At 29.1% G+C, this 21,614-nt stretch carries 21 protein-coding genes; 14 read left to right on the plus strand and 7 right to left on the minus strand.

The genetic code is table 11. The features are described 5' to 3' along the window. Window positions 1-257: 257 nt before the first annotated feature. The gene (locus CC89_RS02880) at window positions 258-1,778 is read left to right on the plus strand and encodes an acyl CoA:acetate/3-ketoacid CoA transferase (RefSeq protein WP_035288829.1); all 1,521 of its coding nucleotides are present in this window, start codon (window positions 258-260) and stop codon (window positions 1,776-1,778) included. Between the two features lie 434 nt (window positions 1,779-2,212). On the opposite strand, the gene safA is transcribed toward CC89_RS02880, so the two are convergent. Next, window positions 2,213-2,851, minus strand: a complete 639-nt coding sequence (gene safA / locus CC89_RS02885; RefSeq protein ID WP_035288831.1) for a SafA/ExsA family spore coat assembly protein — start codon at window positions 2,849-2,851, stop codon at window positions 2,213-2,215. Window positions 2,852-3,317: 466 nt separating this feature from the next. Here safA and CC89_RS02890 point away from each other — a divergent pair, with 466 nt between their 5' ends. Continuing rightward, a complete protein-coding gene (locus CC89_RS02890) occupies window positions 3,318-3,701 on the plus strand; it encodes a hypothetical protein (RefSeq protein WP_035288833.1) in 384 nt (127 codons plus the stop codon). Window positions 3,702-3,863: 162 nt separating this feature from the next. On the opposite strand, the gene CC89_RS02895 is transcribed toward CC89_RS02890, so the two are convergent. Continuing rightward, window positions 3,864-4,856: a polysaccharide deacetylase family protein gene (locus CC89_RS02895; RefSeq protein ID WP_051931433.1), complete on the minus strand. Its 993-nt coding sequence runs from the start codon at window positions 4,854-4,856 to the stop codon at window positions 3,864-3,866. A gap of 337 nt (window positions 4,857-5,193) precedes the next feature. Between CC89_RS02895 and CC89_RS02900 the strand changes: the two genes are divergently transcribed. From CC89_RS02900 to CC89_RS02910, 3 genes are all read left to right on the plus strand, one after another. Beyond that, on the plus strand, window positions 5,194-6,417 hold the full coding sequence (locus CC89_RS02900) for an IS701 family transposase (RefSeq protein WP_035288835.1): 1,224 nt from the start codon (window positions 5,194-5,196) through the stop codon (window positions 6,415-6,417). Window positions 6,418-6,981: 564 nt separating this feature from the next. Beyond that, entirely contained in the window at window positions 6,982-7,290 is a 309-nt protein-coding gene (locus tag CC89_RS02905) for a Dabb family protein (RefSeq protein WP_035288837.1), read from the plus strand. 31 nt (window positions 7,291-7,321) lie between these two features. Next, window positions 7,322-8,485, plus strand: a complete 1,164-nt coding sequence (locus tag CC89_RS02910; RefSeq protein WP_081896943.1) for a GerMN domain-containing protein — start codon at window positions 7,322-7,324, stop codon at window positions 8,483-8,485. A 103-nt stretch (window positions 8,486-8,588) separates the two neighbouring features. Here the strand turns inward: CC89_RS02910 and CC89_RS02915 are convergent, their stop codons facing one another. Then, entirely contained in the window at window positions 8,589-9,821 is a 1,233-nt protein-coding gene (locus CC89_RS02915; protein ID WP_035288842.1) for an aminopeptidase, read from the minus strand. Window positions 9,822-9,928: 107 nt separating this feature from the next. Further along, window positions 9,929-10,381 carry a VanZ family protein gene (locus CC89_RS02920; RefSeq protein WP_035288844.1) on the minus strand — a complete coding sequence of 151 codons (453 nt, stop codon included), beginning with the start codon at window positions 10,379-10,381 and terminating at the stop codon, window positions 9,929-9,931. A 550-nt stretch (window positions 10,382-10,931) separates the two neighbouring features. Between CC89_RS02920 and yfcE the strand changes: the two genes are divergently transcribed. The 3 genes from yfcE (at window position 10,932) to CC89_RS19390 (ending at window position 13,579) form a co-directional block, all read left to right on the plus strand. After that, window positions 10,932-11,474: a phosphodiesterase gene (yfcE, locus tag CC89_RS02925; RefSeq protein WP_035288846.1), complete on the plus strand. Its 543-nt coding sequence runs from the start codon at window positions 10,932-10,934 to the stop codon at window positions 11,472-11,474. Between the two features lie 237 nt (window positions 11,475-11,711). Further along, entirely contained in the window at window positions 11,712-12,578 is an 867-nt protein-coding gene (locus CC89_RS02930; RefSeq protein WP_035288848.1) for a phosphatase PAP2 family protein, read from the plus strand. A gap of 113 nt (window positions 12,579-12,691) precedes the next feature. Beyond that, complete coding sequence (locus CC89_RS19390) at window positions 12,692-13,579, plus strand: RNA methyltransferase (protein ID WP_051931434.1); 888 nt, start codon at window positions 12,692-12,694, stop codon at window positions 13,577-13,579. Between the two features lie 180 nt (window positions 13,580-13,759). Here CC89_RS19390 and CC89_RS02940 read toward each other — a convergent pair whose 3' ends face one another. Further along, window positions 13,760-14,437: a uracil-DNA glycosylase gene (locus tag CC89_RS02940; RefSeq protein ID WP_035288851.1), complete on the minus strand. Its 678-nt coding sequence runs from the start codon at window positions 14,435-14,437 to the stop codon at window positions 13,760-13,762. A gap of 62 nt (window positions 14,438-14,499) precedes the next feature. Next, window positions 14,500-15,015, minus strand: a complete 516-nt coding sequence (locus tag CC89_RS02945; RefSeq protein ID WP_035288854.1) for a DUF6512 family protein — start codon at window positions 15,013-15,015, stop codon at window positions 14,500-14,502. 326 nt (window positions 15,016-15,341) lie between these two features. On the opposite strand from CC89_RS02945, the gene CC89_RS02950 reads away from it, so the two are divergent. The 5 genes from CC89_RS02950 (at window position 15,342) to CC89_RS02970 (ending at window position 19,591) form a co-directional block, all read left to right on the plus strand. Continuing rightward, the gene (locus CC89_RS02950) at window positions 15,342-15,707 is read left to right on the plus strand and encodes a GntR family transcriptional regulator (protein ID WP_035288856.1); all 366 of its coding nucleotides are present in this window, start codon (window positions 15,342-15,344) and stop codon (window positions 15,705-15,707) included. Between the two features lie 446 nt (window positions 15,708-16,153). Then, window positions 16,154-17,023, plus strand: coding sequence for an ABC transporter ATP-binding protein (locus CC89_RS02955; protein ID WP_035288860.1), 870 nt, complete (start codon window positions 16,154-16,156; stop codon window positions 17,021-17,023). Window positions 17,024-17,025: 2 nt separating this feature from the next. Further along, entirely contained in the window at window positions 17,026-17,649 is a 624-nt protein-coding gene (locus CC89_RS02960) for an ABC-2 transporter permease (RefSeq protein WP_035288863.1), read from the plus strand. A 180-nt stretch (window positions 17,650-17,829) separates the two neighbouring features. Further along, window positions 17,830-18,483 carry an ABC-2 transporter permease gene (locus CC89_RS02965; RefSeq protein WP_035288865.1) on the plus strand — a complete coding sequence of 218 codons (654 nt, stop codon included), beginning with the start codon at window positions 17,830-17,832 and terminating at the stop codon, window positions 18,481-18,483. A 79-nt stretch (window positions 18,484-18,562) separates the two neighbouring features. After that, a complete protein-coding gene (locus tag CC89_RS02970) occupies window positions 18,563-19,591 on the plus strand; it encodes a patatin-like phospholipase family protein (RefSeq protein ID WP_035288867.1) in 1,029 nt (342 codons plus the stop codon). A 179-nt stretch (window positions 19,592-19,770) separates the two neighbouring features. Here CC89_RS02970 and CC89_RS02975 read toward each other — a convergent pair whose 3' ends face one another. Beyond that, the gene (locus CC89_RS02975; protein WP_035288869.1) at window positions 19,771-20,739 is read right to left on the minus strand and encodes an oxidoreductase; all 969 of its coding nucleotides are present in this window, start codon (window positions 20,737-20,739) and stop codon (window positions 19,771-19,773) included. Window positions 20,740-21,118: 379 nt separating this feature from the next. Here CC89_RS02975 and CC89_RS02980 point away from each other — a divergent pair, with 379 nt between their 5' ends. After that, window positions 21,119-21,538 (plus strand): NUDIX hydrolase, encoded by a 420-nt coding sequence (locus CC89_RS02980; protein WP_035288872.1) that lies wholly within the window; start codon window positions 21,119-21,121, stop codon window positions 21,536-21,538. The last annotated feature ends 76 nt before the right edge of the window (window positions 21,539-21,614 follow it).

Here is a 21,614-nt window from a genome sequence, read left to right on the forward strand (position 1 = left end):
AAACTAGAAATTGTATGGAAAATCATACAATTTTGAGTATTAATAATGAGTATTTTGGTTTTAATTAAGTAAAAAATTTTATAAGCATATAAAAAATGGTTATTGTTGTTGTAATAGATTTGGAGCTAGTAGTTAATGTACGTACATTTATTATGATATGAATTTATAGAAAATTTTAAAAATTCCATAAATGGCATGAATATTGCTTTCATAACTTGATTATGCATAATGTTTAATAGACTAAGGGGGTTATGAATATGGGTAAGATAAAAAACATAGAAGAAGCGTTGAAAATGATTAAGGATGGAGATACCATAGCAATAGAAGGTTTTGTAGGTAGTGGACATCCTGAGGAAATTACTTTAGAAATGGAGAAGAAGTTCTTAAAAGAAGGAAAACCTAAAAATTTAACACTTGTTTATTCGGCTGGACAAGGAGATGGAAAAGAAAAAGGACTTAATCATTTAGGGCATGAAGGATTATTAAAAAGAATAATCGGAGGACATTGGGGACTTGCTCCAAAACTTCAAAAATTGGTTTTAGAAAATAAAGCAGAGGGATACAATCTTCCTCAAGGAGTTATAAGTCATTTATTTAGAGACATAGCAGCAGGAAAACTTGGAACTATAACACATGTGGGACTAAAAACTTTTGTAGATCCAAGAATACAAGGTGGTAAATTAAATGAAATTTCAAAAGAAGATTTAGTACAACTGCTGGATATTAACGAAAAAGAATACTTATTATATAAAGCTTTTCCTATAGACGTAGCTTTAATAAGAGCAACTTACGCTGATGAAAATGGAAATGCATCATTAGAAAAAGAAGTGGCTCCTTTAGAGAGTCTTGCTATGGCTCAAGCTGCCAAGAATAGTGGGGGCATAGTAATTTTACAGGTGGAAAAGGTAGTTAAGAATGGAACACTAGATCCTAGATTTGTTAAGATACCAGGAATGTTAGTAGATGCTATAGTAGTTTCTTCGCCAGAAAATCATATGCAAACTTTTGGAGAACAGTATAATCCATCCTATTCAGGAGAAGTTAAAGTTCCAGTGGAAGCTCTACCGAAAATGAATTTAGACGAAAGAAAAGTAATATGTAGAAGGGCAGCTAAAGAATTAGAGTCAGGTACTGCCATAAACCTTGGTATAGGTATGCCGGAGGGAATTGCTATGGTAGCTAGCGAAGAAGGCATAGGAGGGCTTAATCTGACTGTAGAAGCAGGTCCTATAGGAGGAATACCTGCAGCTGGACTTAGCTTTGGAGCTTCTACCAATGCAGATTGTATAGTAGATCAGCCTTCACAATTCGATTTTTATGACGGTGGTGGCCTAGATGCAGCATTTCTAGGACTTGCTCAATGTGATGAAAAGGGTAACATAAATGTTAGTAAGTTCCACACAAAAATTGCAGGTTGTGGGGGATTTATAAATATAACTCAAAATTCTAAAAAGGTTATATACTGTGGAACTTTTACTACTAGAGGATTAAAGGAAAAAGTGGAGCAAGGGAAATTAACTATATTAAATGAAGGAACAGTTAAAAAGTTTGTTAATAAAGTAGAACAAATTACATTTAGTGCAGAATATGCTTTAGATACTGACCAGTATGTACTATATATAACAGAAAGAGCTGTATTTAAACTTCAAAAAGAAGGTTTAGTTTTAATAGAAATAGCACCAGGAGTAGATCTACAAAGGGATGTATTAAATCAAATGGAGTTCAAGCCAATCATATCTCCAGAACTTAAACTTATGGACGAAAGTATCTTTAAATAATATTTTGATTATTTTAAAAATACTAATAAAGGAAATATTAAAATGTTATAGAATAATTTCAAGAGGTGAATTTCATAATTCCATTACATTCTACCTTATTGTGGGTTAATCATAATATAACATTATGTACCTCTTGGAATTTAATTGTTAAATTCAGCTATATGTATTTGTCACTGTGGAAAATCACCTTTAATTTATAAATATAATGTGCTGGTTTATACAATCCTTATCTATAGTATTTAGGCACTATGGTCAACAAAGGATTTAGGAAAATTAAAACAGAGAATATAATTTCACATTGTGACATTATATTCTCTATCTTTTTATATTCTAAAATTTTTCAATTGAAAAAAGGGCTAGAAAAGCGAAGCTAATTGAAGCTTTGCCCCACTGAATTCTGGCCTATAAGTCATAAATTGTTCAGTAATTTATATTTACCTTACTGGTTTTATGAACATTTGAGTCCAATAATAAACTCCAGATGAGGTCTTAGCAACTCCTACACCTATTTGTGTAAATGAAGGGCTTAGAATGTTTCCTCGGTGCCCAGGAGAGTTCATCCAGCTATTCATAACTTCTGCGGGAGTACGTTGACCGTAGGCTATGTTTTCACCGGCAGAAGAAAATCTCAATCCAAAATTTTGCATCATATCAAAAGGAGAACCGTAAGTTGGTGATTGGTGAGAGAAATATCCCTTATTTATCATGTCTTGAGATTTATATCTTGCTACTCTTGAAAGTTCCCAGTTAGCACTTAGTGGAGCAACTCCTGCCTTACTTCTTTCTATATTTACAAGACGTATTACTTCATTTTCAATAGTTTTTATATCATCGATATTTGGTATATTTATCTTTTGTCCTGGATATATTAATGCAGGATTTTTAATTTGAGGATTAGCTTTTGCTAGCTCACTTAATCCTATTTGATATCTAACAGCAATTTTCCACATACTGTCCCCAGAAACCACTGTATATGTGGCTGGAGATGCAAATACAGTAGTAGAACTGCAAATATATAGGAATAAAGCAGCAAAGTAAGTTAAAAAAATTTTATTTACAGATGACTTTTTCATTTTTACACCGCCTTTAGATTAATTCATAGTTCACTTATATTTTTAATTTATTATAAAATTTTATGCTAGCATTAAGGAGGCATTTTTGTAAAAAAAATATAAATATTAAGAGGAAAGTAACCTTGCTTTGGAGAACTTAAAAATAGGGTTTTAGTTTTATAAGATAGTTTTTTAGTGGGAATTTAAAGTTGAAGGGGGGACAGTTTAAAAATAATTTGTATAAGTTGTTACTAAGATTTAGATAGTTTTATATTATTTTAGCGGTTCTTACTAAGGCACATTCAAATAAATAATAAGTCAGTATGCTAGTCTATTTTGCGTCATATTATATCAGCAGAACTCGTCTATAGTCCTACCAAAGGCAGAAACTGCTTCCTTGTCTGACCCAAAATATACAAGCATCGTTCACTTGTTATTTCTTTTTATGTACCTAATTTAAATCTAAAAATTTTGAAGGGTGACTTAAATGGGAAAAGTTTTATATGTTGACTTTAATTTTAACAAAGAGAAAAAAGAAAAAATGTATGGTAAGAATTATGGAGAAGTAAAGAAGTTAGAAGATATTACAATAACTAAAAAGAAAATAACTAAGAAAAAAATAACCAAAAATAAAATAAATAGGGACACTTTAAAGGGTGTATTGTGGCTAGTTACTTTTTTTACCATATATGTTGTTTCGGAATTTGTATCTAAAGACATTAAAAAAAACTTAACCACTTTGAATTTATTTATTTTAATAATAGGTATAGTTTATATAACCTATAGGTCTAATTATTGTAATGGCAAGATATTGGGAGAGGGAAAATTAAAAAAAGATATAGAAAATAAAAAGAGCAAGTACTGCTCATAGCAAAACACTTTTCTTCAGAGTAATTACCAATTATGCTTTTTTTAAAAATAGTTGTTAATAAGTAAAACCGCTAGATTATATAATGATAAACTGGCGGTTTATTTAAGTCCGTTATGAGTAAACTATGATAATTAAAACAAATTTTTCATTTAGCGCTTTATATTATTTTAATGTTTTAAACTCATAGCCTTGAGATTTTAAGTATTCTATAATCTGAGGTAGGGCATCAGCAGTAGTTTTCTTGGTACTTGCATCGTGCATTAGTATAACTATATGATTCTTTCCAGATGAGGTGCTTTTTATATTAGAAAGAATATTTTGTACAGGTACATTTTGACCAGCTGCATCGCCGCTAGATACATTCCAATCTATATATCTTACACCTTGAGATTTAAGTTTTTCTTTAAAAGGATTTTTTCTTTTTTCGAAAGAACCACCTGGAAATCTAAAAAGCTCAGTTTTAAACCCATTTCCAATATTATTTTCAATAATATTATTTGCAGTGTTAAATTCTTGCATGAAAGAAGGAACACTTCTATAAATATTTTTATAATCATGAGTGTAAGAATGGTTTCCTATAGAATGTCCTTCTTCAAATTCCCTTTTTAATAAATCTCTATTTTGTTCTGCTAGTTGACCTAATACAAAAAAAGTAGCTTTAACATTATATTGCTTTAATGTATCTAATATTCTAGGTGTTATATTTCTAGTAGGACCATCATCAAAAGTTAAAAAAGCAACCTTTTGACCATCTTTATGAAAAGCTTGATCAGCAAAGACATTATAATCATTTTTATCCATAGTTTTACTGCTTGTACCATTTTTTGCATTATCTTTGTTAGTTGCATTGGACTTTTTATGGTCTTTAGTATTTTCACTGTTTTTGTCTACTTTTGAATTTATTTCTTTTTCATTTGAAGTAGGTTCTTTTTCTGTAATATTTTTTTTACTTGAAGCTAATGAACTTGTGCTAATAGTAGCTACGGCTTTTTTAGAATTATTATTTAAATGTTTAAAAATTAGTAATGAACATATTATAATAGCGAATAATATAAAGACACCTCCATACAATTTTAGATTGTGTCTTGACCTATGTTTTCTTTTCCTATTTATTCTTCTATCTCTAGGTGGTTTATTATCCATATAGTTGCTCATTTTAAAACCTCCATTCGCTTAATTTATCTGTACATACTCAGCTAATTTTATAGTATAACTTCTATTAGACAAAAGGGTTACAAAATAGAAAATTTAATAGAAAAATTTATATTAAAAGTATTCCTAAAGAAGCTTTATTCTTCATTTTCAATTTTACATTCTACATTTGAAAGACTTGTAAAGAGGTTTTATCTTTAAGTTTTTATTTTATAACTTACTTAACTTCTGCAAAATAAAAAGTTGAATTGGTACTATTACCAAAAAATAAATATGGCACACTGACTTTTTCCGTGTAAAATATAAGTTACAACACAAATATTACCCGGAGGTGGTCAGTATGCCAAATAAATTTAATAATATTATATCCATTAATGATGAACTTTACAATTACTTAAATGATGTAAATTATGGAATGAGTAAACCGCAATTTCATCATATAACCACTATTATTAATGGATTAATAAATTTAGATGGCACAAAGTCTTTACTTAAAATCTCAGAACATATACTAACTGCTAAAAGTAGTAGCTCAATATATAGATTTTTGAGTCACTCCAAGTGGGACGATAGTCTCATTGATAGAAATCGCATTAACTATTTAAATTTACATTTCAATAAACTCATAAAATCAAAATCCGTAGGATTCTTAGTGATAGATGATACCGTGAATCCTAAAATACAAGCAAAGAAAATGCAAGGATTAAGCTATAATCACTGCCATACAGAAGGTAAAACTCTTTGGTCTCACTGTGTAGTTACTTCTAATTTTGTTGCAGGGAATATGTCTATCCCTTTAACCTACAAGCCTTATTTAAGTGAAGAAAACTGCAAAAAACACAATAAAACTTTTATGGGAAAGTCGGATATAGCTTTAAATTTTATTAGTTCTTTTGAAAAACCTACTAACTGCGATAAAGTATATTGTCTTGTTGACAGTTGGTATACTAGCGAAAAGTTAATAAACGGTTGTATGCTAAAAGGTTTTAACCTTATTGGTGCTTTAAAATCTAACAGAAAAATTTCTCCATTAGGAATCACAATGCAAATTAAGGAATTCGCTAAATATATAAATCCAGCTACCTTAGATGTAGTTACCATCGAAGGTACTGAGTATAGAATATATAGATACGAAGGTAAAGTTTCAAAGTTTGAAAATGCAACAGCCTTAATTTGCTATGAAGTTGATGGAGATGGCTTCAAAGATCCTGTATACCTAATGTCTACGGATGTAGAACTTAACAACGAGGCTATAATAAAATACTATCTAAAAAGATGGAGTATTGAAACTAACTACAAATATCTTAAAACACACTTAGGATTTGATGAATATAAAGTTCAAGGTATACTCTCTATCGAGAGATACTTTCTGCTTACATTTTTAGCAATCAATTTCCTAGAGATTTATAGGTTATATCATCTTAAGGAGCTTAAAACAATTGGAGATACCATAAAATCCATCAAAAGCCTAGCGGCTAAAGAACTAGTATATTTTGTTTATGAGCAAGCTAAAAAAGATGTACCTATAGAAAAAGTACTTACCGAGCTAAAGTTAGCCTGTTAGAAAAATTTGTTAGTTATTTATAGGATAACTATAAGTATTACCAATGTAATAATATTCATATATATAAATATTTATCCATAAATGGATTTTTAGCTTTTAAAATTAAAGAAGTTAAGTAACTTATTAAAATATAGGAAAGTTGAATGAATAATTAAACTAATTACTACATTATCTTTATTATATATGGGTTTATTCAAAGATATGCTATGATATATTTGGATAAAAAGAAACCAGGACTATCGATGGGTTCTGCTGACGCAGTATGACGCAAAATAGACTAGCATACTGAATTGCTATTTATTTGAATATGTTTAAGGAATCTGAAAGTTTAAAATATATATAATAAACTAAATGTGTTTTAAAATATGAAAGTTATGATAATAATATATTGTAAAAAACACTTGAAAAAAGTAAAATTTGTGGAATAATTAATATAAGGTTGAAATTTTAATATATATAGTAATATACTAGTATATACATTGGAATTATAATATATGATTAGTAGTTTAATAATAATGAGTATAGTTTATAAATATTAGTAATAATATGTGCGGAGGTATTAATATGATAAAACATATAGTTATGTGGAAATTAAAAAGTGAGGCTTGTGGTAATAATAGAGAGGATAACGCTTTAAAGATGAAGAAGCTTCTAGAGGATTTACAAGGAAAAATAGATGAAATAATCAGCATAAAAGTTAGCATAAATCATAAATTAGCTCCAAAGACAAATTTTCATGTTATTTTAGAAGTAGAAGTAGATAATTTTGAAGCATTAAAGATTTATTCAAATCATCAACTACATTTAAAAGTAGTAGAGTTTATAAAAGAAGTTTCAGAAGAAAGAGTTGCTTTAGATTATCAGGTATGTTAAGAGTTTATAATCATTAGTATGGAGAGGTGTTATGATGACTAGATTTAAAAATATGTTTATAACTATGTTAGTAGCCATTCAATTAACAACTTTAGTAGGATGTAAATCTAATGACGTTAACAGTAAAAGTGAAAAAAGTAATAAAGGAACTTCTTCTATTAATGCTAAAAAAGATCTTTCAGAAAAAAAATCAGAAAAAAAAGAGTACTCACTAAGCGATTATTTTCCTTTTCAACCAAACATAAAGATGACTTACAAAGGTACTGGAATTGAATATGCAGGTAAGGAAGTATTTGTTGACTTTATAAGTGAGAACAAAATGCAAGTAAGAGAAAATAATGGTGGTACTGAATTTGCAAAGGTAGTAGAAGTTAAAGATGGAGAAATAAGAGTCATAATGACTAAAGAAGAGTTCTATTTTAAAGACAACTTAATACAGTTAATGCGAGATGGTAAAATAGATATTAGTAATTTTAAAAATGATGTAATACTAAAAGAGCCTATAAAGGTAGGAACTAAATGGAATGATTATCAAGGAAAAGAGAGAAAGATAACTTCGTTAGATGCTCCAATAGAAACACCTTATGGTAAATTAAATGCTTTAGAGGTAACTACTTCAGGAGAAGGTTATGTGATGAAGGATTACTTCTTTCCAACTATAGGACACGTTAAAAGAATTTATGAATCAAAGGACATGAGAGTAATTACAGAACTTATGAGTGTTGAACAAAATGTTCCATTTGTTCAAAATATAAAACTTTACTATCCTAAGTACTATCCAAAATCCAATACTGAAGGCTTGGTATACAGAAATCAAAATATAGAATTAAAAACTAATGGAGAGATAAAAGATATATTTGAAAAATATTTTAAAGAAACTCCACAAGATAAAGATACTATGAAAATAATGAGTGACAATACAAAAATAAATTATGTATACATGGATGATGAAGAAAAGAAGGTTTGTATAGATTTCTCAAAGGAATTTGTGACGCAGATGAATGCAGGAACTACTAAGGAGTCGCTAATACTACAATCTGTAACAAACACACTAGGAAATTATTATGGTGTAGAAAAAGTTTATATATCCATAGATGGAAGTCCATATGAATCTGGACATATATTGTTAAATAAAAATGAAAGTTTTAAAGTTAATGAGAGTAAAGCTAAAGAAATGGAAATAGAAAAGAAATAATAACTATTAAAATAGACTATATGGCTGAATATATAATTAAATTCAACTATATAGTCTATTTATTTTAGAAATTAATGAATAAGTTTTTTTAAAATTAATTTATTTAAAAAGCCCAATCACCATTTTTAAACACGTTTATTTTTTCTCCGTCTGGAGTTTCGCCTATGATGTCTAAATCTTTTGAACCTATCATAAAGTCTACGTGAGTTAACGAAGTGTTGACACCAGCTTTTTCTAAGGCTTCCTCATTCATTTCACTGCCACCCTCTAAGCAGCTAGGATATGCAGCACCTAAAGCTAAGTGACAAGAAGCATTTTCATCAAATAGAGTATTAAAGAATACTATATTTGAGTTTGAAATTGGGGAGTCATAAGGAACTAGAGCTACTTCTCCTAAATAATGAGATCCTTCATCCGTTTCTATTAGTTTTTTAAGAGTATCATAGCCTTTTTCAGCAGTAAAATCTACTACTTTTCCCTCCTTAAATGTTAAAGAAAAATTGTCTATTAAGTTACCAGCATAGTTAAGGGGCTTTGTACTTTTAACTACACCATTTACTCCAGTTTTTAAAGGAAGTGTGAAAACTTCTTCTGTAGGCATATTGGCAACAAAATAAGTTTTATCTCGGTTGTATTCTCCGCCACCGGCCCATATATGGGTTGGAGGTAGTTCTATAGTTAAATCTGTTTCTTTTGATTTGTAGTTAAGCTTTTTAAATTTTTTATTGTTTAGGAATTCTACTTTATTATTTATATTTTTTAAGTGAGCATTCCATGCTTCTACAGGATCATCCTTATCTACTCTAACTATATTAAATATATTTTCCCATAGCTTTTCTACAGCTGCATCTTCTGAAATTTCAGGGAATACTTTTTTTGCCCAGCCTTTAGTAGGTACTGAAATTACACACCAAGCTACAAAGCTGTTCATCATGTACTCTTTATAGGCTTTAAGTGCATTAGATGCGGTTTTCACGTATTCTGATATTCTAGCAGGATTTACATCCTTAAATAATTCAGGGTCAGAAGCTGCTATAGAAAGAAATGCAGCGCCGCCTTTTGCTAGTTCTTCAAGTCCCTTTGCTTCCCACAGAGGAAATTCTTTAAAAGCTTCATCTGGTGCTTTTAAATATTTTATAAGAGATAATTTTTCGTCATTCCATCTAACGTTTACATTTTTAGCACCCTTATCATATGCACAGTCTGCAATTAGTCTAACAAACTCAGCACATTCTATTGGCGCATTTATTACTAAAGTTTGATCTTTTTGTATGTTTACTCCAACTTCAACTGCTAACTTTGCATATTTTTTTAGTGTTTCTGTAAAATTGTTCATGGTATCACTCCTTTTATATTGATAAAAATCCCATATGAATTGGTTTATCAATATTATATTCACTAATAAATACATAAATCCTTCTTTATTTTACATAAAAAGTAGTTCTATTTATTTTTATAAAATTTTAAAAATATAAGTCCTCCCAAAATACCACCTAAGGTATCTATAAGAACATCCCTAAATTGACCGCTTCTTCCAGGTACGAAAAGTTGATGAAACTCGTCAGTACAAGCGTATAAGAATACAGTAAAAACTGCTATTTTGAAACATTTTTTTCTACTGAAATGGTATCTTAAGGCATTGAATAGAAGTATGCATAATATAAAGTACTCTGTAAGATGTCCAGCCTTTCTTACAATAAAATTAGTAGCTTGTCCTAAGTAACTATTTAAATCTAAACCTATATAATTAAAAATTTCTATGATAAAGCCACTTTTACCATCGGATATATCTGCTGGATCTGCAGAGAACATAAATATTACTATCATCCATAAAATTACCGCAATATAACTTACTATTTTTTTGTATTTAATATTTTTGTTTTGATAATTTTTCATATAGCACTCCTAATATAATCAGATTTTAGTGTAATTAAACTTTTGAAATTTAGAACGATATACTTGTTTTTTAGTTAAGGTACATGAAAAGAAATAGCAAGTCAAAGCTGCCAGTATATTTTGTGCCAGACAAGGAAGCAGGTTCCGGCTTTAGTAGGACTAGGGGAGAGTTCTGTTGACGCAGTATGATGCAAAATAGACTAGCATACTGATTTAGTATTTACTTGAATGTGCCTAAGTTACGAGAATAATATATAAAAATAGACTACATATAGTATATACTACAAATAAAAAAAAATCACGCCATATATTTACAAATGTTTTTTTATAAATCTACTAATCCTAAATTATAAGTGTAAATGGACAAAGATATTTTCTAGTGTTTTGGAAAATTAGTTTTTGTAAATGGATTATGGGTTATGATATAATTTCTCTATAATATGAGTATGGTGAGGATGAATGTTGGGATGAAGATTATTTCATAGTCTCATTAAAGTACCATCATAGTCTCGAAAAATAGACAATTAAAAGAACTTACGGAGGGATAGGAATGAAATTGTTTTTTATATCAGACATACATGGGTCTAGTTATTATTTAAAAAAGGTTTTGGAGATATTTGAAAAGGAACAATGCGATTATCTTGTTATATTAGGAGACCAATTATACCATGGAGCTAGAAATCCATTGCCAAAGGATTACAATCCAAAAGCGGTTACGGAAATGTTAAACAGTTATAGAGATAAGGTAATAGCAGTAAGAGGCAATTGTGATAGCGAAGTGGATCAGATGGTTATAAAATATCCTACTATGAGTGATTACAATATAGTGTTGTATGAAGGCAAGAGATTATTTTTAACTCATGGACATATTTATAACAGAGATAATTTACCTAATTTGTCTTCTGGAGATGCTATTATATATGGACATACCCATGTGCCAGTGGCAGAGAAACAAGAAAATATATTTGTAATAAATCCGGGGTCTATTACTTTCCCTAAGGAAAATACCCCTCATTGCTATGGAATTTTTAAAGAAAATATATTTACTATAAAGACATTAGAGGGTGAAGTTTACAAAGAAATAGAATTATAAATTTCCCGGGAAGCAAATATAAATAAAAACTAGTGAATGTATACTTTGGGTTTTATAGGTTACATCTTTATGAAAGAAGTGAATATACATAAAAATTAGTGAATGCCCACTAAATTAGAGGGTGAGGATGCTAGTTAGAGATATATATGATTAGAAATTATTAGATTATTAGGATATGGCAGTGGATATTAGTCAGTGGCTACTGGGGATTAGGGACTAAAAAAGGAGGGTGTCAGTTTGGAGGTTATAAAATTTTTGCAGTCTTTTTCTAATCCAGTTTTAGATAAAATTTTTTCAGGTATAACTATGACTGGAGAGGAGTTTATACCTATAATGGTATTAGCTATTATATTTTGGTGCAGGGATAAAAAGCGTGGATATAAATTGGGTCTTGCATTGACATTTAGTATAGTATTCAATGGAGCAATAAAGGATATAGTGAAATCTCCAAGGCCTATAGGTGAAGAAGGAATAAAATCTTTGCGCACTAAAACAGCAACAGGATATTCTTTTCCAAGTGGACATACTCAAAACATCACAGTTCTATTTTCATGGTTAATGATAGAATTTAAAAACAAATGGCTTAATGTTTTAGGTGTATTATTAATAATATTAGTAGCCACATCTAGAATGTATTTAGGTGTTCACTGGCCTAAGGACGTAATAGGGGGTATAGCTTTTGGCATAATAAGTGTTCTAGTTGGAAATTATATATTTGACATAGAAGATATTAGAAAAAGAAATGTTGTTTTTATCTTTTTAATGGTCTTATCTTTAGTGGGAACTGTATTTTTCAAAAGTACAGACTATTATAAAGCTACTGGAGTATTTTTAGGATTTTTTACAGGATATTTTGTAGAGAGCAGCTATATAAAATTTAGCGTAAAAGCCGCTACTACTAAAAATATAGCTAAGATATTATTAGGTCTTGTGGGAGTTATAGCAATAAGAATATTTATGAAGAGAATACTTCCAGCAGATAATTATGGAGATATATTAAGATACTTTGCCATGGGTTTTTGGTGTACGGCAGGAGCTCCATATTTGTTTTTAAAGTTTAACTTAGCGGAAAAAGAATTTAAAACTATGAAGAATGTGAACTAAATGAAAAAGAAGAAAAGTTTATAGAGTAGATATAGACTTTATAAAAAAGAAAAAATTAAAAATATAGCATAGAAAAGAGAATTAAAAATATAGAATAGAAAAGAGGATTGAATATGCTGGAATTTCAGGATTTGTCTAAATATACCCTAGAGGAAAAGGAAGAAATAATAATAAATAGATATAAAAAACAATTAAAATTTGCAGGCAAAAAGCATGGAATTGTAAAGAAGATAAGCAGTATTAACAACAACAGCAAGCCTAATCCAGAAAGACTTTGTGTAGTGGAGGGCATATGGGGAGTTACTATGCTTTTAGAGCATAATATACGTATAAAGTATCTTTTGGTATGCCCTGAGGATATATATACTGTAGAAGCTCAAAGGCTTATAGATCAGTGTATAAATATATCTGAAAATTCCTTTGTGGTGTCTAAGAAGGTTTTTGACACTGTCAGTGAAAAAGGAAATGCTCAGGGTCTTTTATGTGTAGGATATATGAACAGCTATACTTTTGAGGATATACCTGTAAAGAAGAATAATGTAGTAGCAATTTTAGATGGATTAGAGATTCCGGGAAATGTAGGAACCATACTTAGAAGTTCTGATGCCACAAAAATAGATGCGGTAATTATAAATAATAGAAAAACCAGATTAAATCATCCCAAATTAATAAGAAGCAGCATGGGAGCATGTTTTAGCGTACCAATTATAGATAGCAATTTTGAAGAAACCAATAATTGGCTTCGTGAAAAAGGCTTTAAAACTATTTTTACAGATACAGATGCTAAGAATCAGTATTTTCAACTAGATTATAGTGGAAGAATTGCCATTGTGGTAGGCAGTGAAAGATATGGCATATCTGAAGGCTGGTATCAGGAGGATTATAGTGCTATTGCCATTCCAATGCTGGGTGATTGTGATTCATTAAATGTGGGCATTGCCACAACTATAGTATTGTATGAATCTGCACTAAAAAATAAGGGGATATTAGTTAGAAAATAATTTAAATCTACATAACATAGCTAACTATTCTCTCTGAAATAAAGGGGCTGTCGCATTAAGAAATTTACATATAATATACTGTTTTGCAAGCTTAAACTTAACACAATATATTGTAGTATTTATTTTTAGTGCAACAGCCCTTTTATTTATAATCTTTATTAAATTGTTAAATATTTTTTATTAAATATTTTCTATCTGCCAATCTACAGGTTCTTTTCCTATACTTTTTAGAAAGCTATTAGTTTTAGAAAATGGCCTGCTGCCAAAGAAACCTCTTGATGCAGAAAGAGGACTTGGGTGAGGGGACTTTACTATATAGTGTTTGGGATTATTTATAATGCTAAGTTTAGATTGAGCGTTGCTTCCCCAAAGAATGAACACTATAGGATCCTCTCGCATATTTAGCAGTTCTATTACTTTGTCAGTAAAATATTCCCAGCCGACACCTTTATGAGAATTTGCTTGTGCTGCCCTTACGGTTAGTACAGTATTTAAAAGCATAACACCTTGATCTGACCACTTCTTTAAATAACCGTTATTTGGTATATAATAACCTAAGTCTTCTCTAAGTTCTTTAAATATATTTACTAAAGAAGGAGGAGACTGAACCCCTGGTTTTACAGAAAAACTTAAACCATGAGCTTGATTAGGGCCATGATAAGGGTCTTGCCCTAAAACAACAACTTTTACATCCTTATAAGCAGTATAGTGAAGGGCATTAAAAATATCGTACATATTGGGGTAAATTTTTTTAGTCTTATATTCTCTTATTAAAAATTGTCTTAGTTTTAAATAATATTCTTTTTGAAATTCATCTTTTAATAATTCTTGCCAATCATTTTTTAAAATCTCTTTCATACTATCACCCATGAACATTATAACATAAAAAATATTAGAGATAGATTGTAATTATGGAATAATTAGCTCCTAAATATTTCATGTTTAGGAGGAGTGAAAGTAAATATTGCAAATAAGGCTATAAGTATAAGAATAAATATTAAAGATAGTTTTTCTAGTAATGGAAAGGATTTTTCACAGGTCATTAATTTATAGCTTACTATTTGACACACAATACATCCTATAATGTAAATAGATATATCTATGAATAAAATAGAATGATTTGTAAATGCTGTATAAGTATAAAATATTATTACTATCATAAGTTCAAGACACAATATACCCGCAGCTTTTCCAAGCCAATAATTATTCACGTAATTTTTTACTATAGGATATTCTATTAAAGAAAATATAAGCAAAGAAAAGAAACCTAATTTTAGATGTTCCCACACACTCTCATTCACAGGACTAAATATTCCAACTATAGGATTTTGTCCTGACCACTCATAGGTAAAATGAAGTAAGGAACCAACTACTATCATAATAATAGCCCCTATGATGATAAGCCATAGTATTAGATTATTTACATCTTTAATCATTTTCCCAAAACCTCCTTTGAGAAAAATATATTATACATATTATACAAAAATGCCATAAAACTACAATGAATGTATAAAACTAATGAAAATTTTTATAATTAGTTGACTATTGCATATATACTGTATATAATATATATATACAGTATATATGCAATACACACATTGAATGAAATACATAGATTCTAATAAACTAAGGAAGTTGTTGTTTAAGGATATAGTTGGGGTTCATTTTCGTAAAAGATGTGAATATTGCAGTAAGTATCCATGGAATAAATTGAATCTAATTATAGATTGAATCTAATTATAAAATGTAAGGAGTAATGAATATGAACATAATAATATCCAATGCTTCTGACAAAGCAATTTATCAACAAATTGTAGACCAGATAAAGGCAGCGGTAATAAAAGAAGAGGTAGACATAGGTGAAGCTTTGCCATCTATAAGAAATTTAGCAAAGGAACTGAATATAAGCGTTATAACTACAAAAAGAGCTTATGAAGAGTTGGAAAGGGAGGGATATATAGAGACAGTTCCGGGAAAAGGAAGTTTTGTGGCGGCACAAAAGGATGAGTTATTGAAGGAAAAGAAAATGAAGATAATTGAGGATAAGCTTCAAAAAGTAATAGATGATAGTAAGATTATGGGGCTATCTTTAGAAGAACTATTAGAAATGATTAAGTTACTTTATTAAAAATTTATAATAAACAAGTAAATTTAAAATATAAACTATTAAGTAAATTTAAAATATAAAACGTATATTATGATTAAACCACAATAAGGTATAATGTGATGAAATTATGAAATTTCTCCTCCATGACTTGCATAAGAGCTAGGAACAATAAATTTAATTTAAGAAATTCTAATCTTTTAGCCATATAAAATTATCTAACGCTCACATTCAGCGTCCTGCCTCAGGTTCGCTAGCCTGGCGTCCTTGCCAGGCTTACGATAATTTTATCTGTCTAAAAGAAGAATTTCTAAAATTAAATTTAAACAGTTCCTTCGCTTCTTATGCAAGTCATTCCAGAGAAATTTCATAATTCAGGTAATGTAATGCTTTTTGTGGGATAATCATATTATTTGTTTATAAAATTTAAAAATTAAAATCTGAGCAGATTAGAATGGAGGAGTATTAAAATGGAGAATATTTTAGAAATAAAAAATGTAACAAAAGAATATAAAAACTTTACATTAAAAAACATAAACTTTAATTTGCCCAAGGGGTATATCATGGGATTTATAGGGCCCAATGGAGCAGGAAAAAGCACTACTATAAAGTTAGTTATGAATCTTATAAGAAAAAATTCCGGAGAAATAAAGATATTTGGTCTTGATCATATAAAGCATGAAAAAACTATAAAAGATAGGATAGGTTTTGTTTATGATGAAAATTACTATTATGAAGATTTAACTATAAATGAAATTAGAAATATAATAAAACCTTTTTATTCTAAATGGAGCGATGAAGTTTTCAACAAATATATAAAAGATTTTAATTTAAATCCAAAGTGCAAAATAAAGTCTCTATCTAAAGGAATGAAAACTAAATTTGCTTTAGCAGTAGCCTTAAGTCATCAAGCAGAATTTATAGTAATGGATGAACCTACAGCAGGATTAGATCCTATATTTAGAAGAGAAATATTGGATATCTTATATGATTTAATACAGGATGAACAAAGAAGTATATTTTTCTCAACACATATAACTACAGATATAGAAAAAATATCGGATTATATAACTTTCATAAACAATGGTGAAATAATATTTTCTAAAGAAAAAGATGAGATATTGGAAAAATATGCATTAGTTAAGGGTACTAGAGAAATTGCAAAGGATATAATAAACGGGGGAAATAGAGAACAATTCATAGGAATAAAAGAAAATAGTTTTGGTTTTGAAGGCATTACTATGGATAAAGAAGGTGCAAGAAGAAAATATGGAGATAAGATAATAATAGAGAAACCAAGCCTTGAGGATATAATGCTATATACAGTGAGGGGGGCATAAGAATGTTTAATTTAATTAGAAAGGATATGCTGCATGAAAAAAAGTATATAAAGACTAGCTTAATTATGATTGCTTTTGTTTTATTTTTTTTAAAAGATTTAAAAAACAATGGGGTATATTTTCTTGTAGCTTTTGTTATCTTATATTCTATATTAGGATCAGTAGATATAGTTGAGGAAAGACAAAAGGTAGGATATATAATAAATTCTCTTCCAGTTACAAGAAAAGAAATAGTCATGAGTAAATATTTAAAGCTAATAATTATAACACCTATAATAATATTTATATTAGTTGGATTATCTAGAATACTTCAAAGGTTTGGAATAGCTCCGCTTGAATTCAAAACGGCTGTATATATGTTTTCTATTATTATTGCAATTTACTCTATAAATTATTTGTTTTATTTTACTTTTGGAGCAAAAATTTCTGCTATGATGCAAATTATAATTTACGTATTAGTTTGGAGTTTCTCTTTTACATTTTTGGTAGAGTTGTCACAAAAGGGGTTTATGAATTTGATAGATAGATGGAATGAGTATGTGGGGGTAATTTTTGCTTCTTCAATTATAATTTTTGCAGCATGTGGCAGCTTAGCAATAAAGCTATATGAGAGAAAAGATATTTAATATTAAAGAGAGTCAAGAAAGGTGTTTATTTTATGAGTAAAATTGCAAGGTATAAATAAGATTTAGTTTTATTTCATATAGAAAATATGTATTGATGAATATTAGTGTATTAATTGACTAGGAGGTGAAGTTTATTGGGAGTTTGGTTATTACAATGCATTCTCTCAGTAAAGATAAAAGATGATAAATTTAATAAGAAAAGACCTTATTATAGTTAAGAAAAGTATTATTATATTTATTTTATTGTTAATACCAATTACTTATGGATGCTATAAGCTTTCTAATTTTTTTAATTTTCTTGCTTATGTTTTTATAATATTTTTTATGAGCTATTTTACATTTACCTTTATGGAAAGCTTTAAATATGCAAAGGAGACTTTGATAGTAAATAGCCTTCCTATAAAAAGGGAAGAAATAGTTATGCATAAATATTTGATGCTTATATTGTATGTTTTAATATTTGGAGTTGTAGTTATGCTAGAGACAACACTTCTTAAGCTTTTTAAAGTAGCTGGGGGAAGTGTGGCTAGTCCTTGGACTATAGTAGTAAGTTTAACATTAAGCTTTATTGTATTTTCATTTTACAATCCATTTTCTATAAATAATACTTCAGGTGCACAAAAGTTAAATAGCATAATATATATTTTTGTATTAGTAGTTCCTGGAATAATGAAAAAGGTACTAGCAACTTCAATGGGTGAGAAAGTTTTGACCTTAATTGTGAGTATAAAAAATATAAACCTTGTACATTTATTCTTTCTATGTATAGGTATTTTATTTTACTTTATATCTTTTGGAATATGTACTAAAATATATAAGTTAAAGGATTTTTAATTGATAATTGTCAACAAGTAACCATTATCAATTTCTATGAATATAATGAGGTTATAATGATATACTGGGGATGTTTTGAATGTTAACTGCTGATGCGGTGTTTGAAGGTGGCGGAATAAAAGCCATTGGACTTGTAGGGGCTTTATGCTGCTTGGAAGGAAAAGGATATAAGTGGAATAGAGTGGCTGGTACGTCAGCTGGAGCAATGATTGCATCTATGGTAGCAGCAGGATATAAAGGGGAAGAAATGAAAAACATAATCCAAAATATTAATTACAAGGATTTCCGAGATAGTAGAGCATCCAAAATTAAAATTGTAAAAATGATTAATTTTTTCAAGGATAAAGGAGCATATACTGGTGATCCTATTGAAAAATATATATACCATCTATTAAAGGCTAAGGGAAAAGTAAAATTTAAAGATATATGGGGTAATTCAGGTTCAAAGCTAAAAATTGTTGCAGCGGATATTACTAAAAATGATATGCTGATACTTCCAGATGATTTAGTTAAATACAATATAAATCCAAAGGAATTTGAAATAGCCAGGGCTGTAAGAATGAGTATTGGAATTCCTTTTTTCTTTAAACCTATAAAACTTAAATACAATAAATTAAATAATAAAAGAGATAAGGAAAATAAAACAATATTAAATTATAAATATATTAGTGATTACAAAGACAGTATTAATAATCATGAAAAAAGCATCGATTATAAAGGAAACATTAGTTATATTGTAGATGGAGGAATTTTAAGCAATTTTCCTGTATGGATATTTGATATAGAAGGAAGCCCTAGGTGGCCTACTTTTGGATTTAAATTAGTAGAAAAAGAATTAACCCATACTGCTTCAGGTAAAAAGGATTTTACTTCTTATACTCTAGATGTGATAAATACTTTACTAAACAGAAATGAAATGAGATACATAAGAGATAAGGATCTAGTGAGAACTATATCCATTCCCACATTGGGGGTAAAAACTACAGAATTTAATTTAAGCCAAGAAAAAAATCAACAATTATTTGATTCTGGATACATTGCAGCAGAAAAATTTATGGGCAGATGGGATTTTGATAGGTATATAAGATTTTATAGAAAATCTATTTGAATGTTCCTAAATAAAGTAGAAATAATTAATAAAAGCTTTAGTCATTGATAAATATATGAGTAATTAATGTTTAATTAAGGGGGAGGTCGCACTAAGAATAAATACTACGATATATTGTGTTAACTTTAAACTTGCAAAACAATATATTGCATGGGAACTCCTTAATGCGACAGCCACTTCTATCTAAGTACACACCTATTTTTAGCTGATAGGCACTTGCTGCACATTAGGCATTTTGGCTCATAAGAATAATCATTTTTAAACTTAGTTATAATATCTGGTTCGCAAATTAAAGGTCTACAAAGGGAAAAATATTGTATGTTAGTTGAGTTTAAAATATCTGTCATGCTTTTTTGGCTTCGATTTCCTCCAACTAATATTAGAGCACAATCCACTTCTTTTGATATTTCCGCGGCTTCGGTTTTAAAGAAGTTTTCATCTTTTCTAGTCCCTGTGTTAGGTCCTGTTATTTCTATAGAATCTATCCCTAATTTGTCTAATTCTATACATAAGGATTTACAATTTTCAAAAGCTTGTCTATCTTCTTTTAAATTTCCACAGTTCATTTTTATGCTAATGTGAAAATCATCTCCTGATTTTTCCCTTATGGAGTTATATATTTCAAAAACCATCTTGTCTTTACAGTAGCAATCTAAGCTGCTATGTGGGTCGTGAATTTGGATGCCGTCAAACCCAGCCTTTTTAGCCCTTTCCGCTGCAGCAAGGAAGTTATCTACCACATAGTTTTTTACTTTATTATTGATAAAGTCTTTGCTTAGACTTTTTCCAGTATTATTTTTATTATTTAACTCATCTAAGTATTTCTCTATAGAACCTCTATAAATTATTTGAAGCAGTATTTTAGTGCCATAACTGTGTATTATTTGAGTAAGTTTTTTATACTCATCTATAAAAGAATCATCATATACTCCCATCATTTTAGGGGAAGGATGTTCACCAGCAGTTATATAGGTGTATCCAGTTATTATAAGCCCCACACCTCCTTTAGCTAAATCTTCATAGATGCTGTACACTTCTTCAGTCATATGGCCATCTTCAGTGTTCCTTCCTTCATAGGTGGCAGAACGAAAGAATCTGTTTTTTAACTCCATATTTTTAATTTTAGTTTTGTCAAATAAAGATAACATAATAACACATCCTTTTTAATAGTAGTAATTCAACAAAAAAATTCAAATATAACTTCATTATACAACAATAAGAATAGATAAAATGTTGTAATTTGATTATAGAAATAAGAATAAATAGAATGTTGTAATTTGATTATATAGCGATAACAATGGGTAAAATAGTATAACTTTATTATACAGCAATGGCACTGAATAAAATATTAAAGTACATAAAATTAGAAATATAGTAAATATAAAAAATATTCACATTTGTGAATATAAATTGCAGTAGCTGTGGATTACATGGTAATATATTTATGTACGAGCTTTGAAAGCAGTTTTTGAGAGCATTTTAATAAGAATAAAAAATAACCTATAAGTACATTTCTGGAGGTGCATCATGTTAAAAGTAAATTTTCACCAATTGGGAGAAATAAATGCTGATAAACTTCTATATGCTGTAATAGTTGCAAGATATAATGGACAGTGGATATTTGTTAAACATAAAGAACGGGATACTTGGGAAATACCAGGAGGACATAGGGAGATTGATGAAAACATAAATGATACTGCTGCTAGGGAATTATTTGAAGAAACTGGAGCAAAAGAATTTATATTAACGCCTATTTCCATTTACTCAGTGGAAAAAGGGGATATAGAATCCTATGGGCAGCTATTCTATGCAGAAGTTCAATCACTAGATAATTTGCCAGATTACGAAATTGGAAAAATAGAATTTTTTAATGATATGCCTAAAAAATTAACCTATCCGTTAATTCAACCACATTTATTTAAAAAAGTTTTAACTATAGTAGAATAGTAAATAAAAAGCCGCTATTCTAAATCTTAATGCGATAGCGGCTTATTATTAAAATAATTATGAATAAAGGGTCATG

Source organism: Clostridium sp. KNHs214 (genome assembly GCF_000744935.1).
GTDB lineage: Bacteria > Bacillota > Clostridia > Clostridiales > Clostridiaceae > Haloimpatiens.

What these genes read in the sequence shown, in the direction of transcription:
- CC89_RS02945 (WP_035288854.1), bottom strand. Translation starts at nt 15,015, where the DNA reads ATGATTAAAGATGTAAATAATCTAATACTATGGCTTATCATCATAGGG.
- CC89_RS19390 (WP_051931434.1), top strand. Translation starts at nt 12,692, where the DNA reads ATGCTGGAATTTCAGGATTTGTCTAAATATACCCTAGAGGAAAAGGAA.
- CC89_RS02940 (WP_035288851.1), bottom strand. Translation starts at nt 14,437, where the DNA reads ATGAAAGAGATTTTAAAAAATGATTGGCAAGAATTATTAAAAGATGAA.
- CC89_RS02910 (WP_081896943.1), top strand. Translation starts at nt 7,322, where the DNA reads ATGATGACTAGATTTAAAAATATGTTTATAACTATGTTAGTAGCCATT.
- CC89_RS02920 (WP_035288844.1), bottom strand. Translation starts at nt 10,381, where the DNA reads ATGAAAAATTATCAAAACAAAAATATTAAATACAAAAAAATAGTAAGT.
- CC89_RS02965 (WP_035288865.1), top strand. Translation starts at nt 17,830, where the DNA reads ATGATAAATTTAATAAGAAAAGACCTTATTATAGTTAAGAAAAGTATT.
- CC89_RS02880 (WP_035288829.1), top strand. Translation starts at nt 258, where the DNA reads ATGGGTAAGATAAAAAACATAGAAGAAGCGTTGAAAATGATTAAGGAT.
- CC89_RS02970 (WP_035288867.1), top strand. Translation starts at nt 18,563, where the DNA reads ATGTTAACTGCTGATGCGGTGTTTGAAGGTGGCGGAATAAAAGCCATT.
- CC89_RS02980 (WP_035288872.1), top strand. Translation starts at nt 21,119, where the DNA reads ATGTTAAAAGTAAATTTTCACCAATTGGGAGAAATAAATGCTGATAAA.
- CC89_RS02895 (WP_051931433.1), bottom strand. Translation starts at nt 4,856, where the DNA reads ATGAGCAACTATATGGATAATAAACCACCTAGAGATAGAAGAATAAAT.
- CC89_RS02915 (WP_035288842.1), bottom strand. Translation starts at nt 9,821, where the DNA reads ATGAACAATTTTACAGAAACACTAAAAAAATATGCAAAGTTAGCAGTT.
- safA (WP_035288831.1), bottom strand. Translation starts at nt 2,851, where the DNA reads ATGAAAAAGTCATCTGTAAATAAAATTTTTTTAACTTACTTTGCTGCT.
- CC89_RS02955 (WP_035288860.1), top strand. Translation starts at nt 16,154, where the DNA reads ATGGAGAATATTTTAGAAATAAAAAATGTAACAAAAGAATATAAAAAC.
- CC89_RS02890 (WP_035288833.1), top strand. Translation starts at nt 3,318, where the DNA reads ATGGGAAAAGTTTTATATGTTGACTTTAATTTTAACAAAGAGAAAAAA.
- CC89_RS02975 (WP_035288869.1), bottom strand. Translation starts at nt 20,739, where the DNA reads ATGTTATCTTTATTTGACAAAACTAAAATTAAAAATATGGAGTTAAAA.
- CC89_RS02900 (WP_035288835.1), top strand. Translation starts at nt 5,194, where the DNA reads ATGCCAAATAAATTTAATAATATTATATCCATTAATGATGAACTTTAC.
- CC89_RS02960 (WP_035288863.1), top strand. Translation starts at nt 17,026, where the DNA reads ATGTTTAATTTAATTAGAAAGGATATGCTGCATGAAAAAAAGTATATA.
- CC89_RS02950 (WP_035288856.1), top strand. Translation starts at nt 15,342, where the DNA reads ATGAACATAATAATATCCAATGCTTCTGACAAAGCAATTTATCAACAA.
- yfcE (WP_035288846.1), top strand. Translation starts at nt 10,932, where the DNA reads ATGAAATTGTTTTTTATATCAGACATACATGGGTCTAGTTATTATTTA.
- CC89_RS02905 (WP_035288837.1), top strand. Translation starts at nt 6,982, where the DNA reads ATGATAAAACATATAGTTATGTGGAAATTAAAAAGTGAGGCTTGTGGT.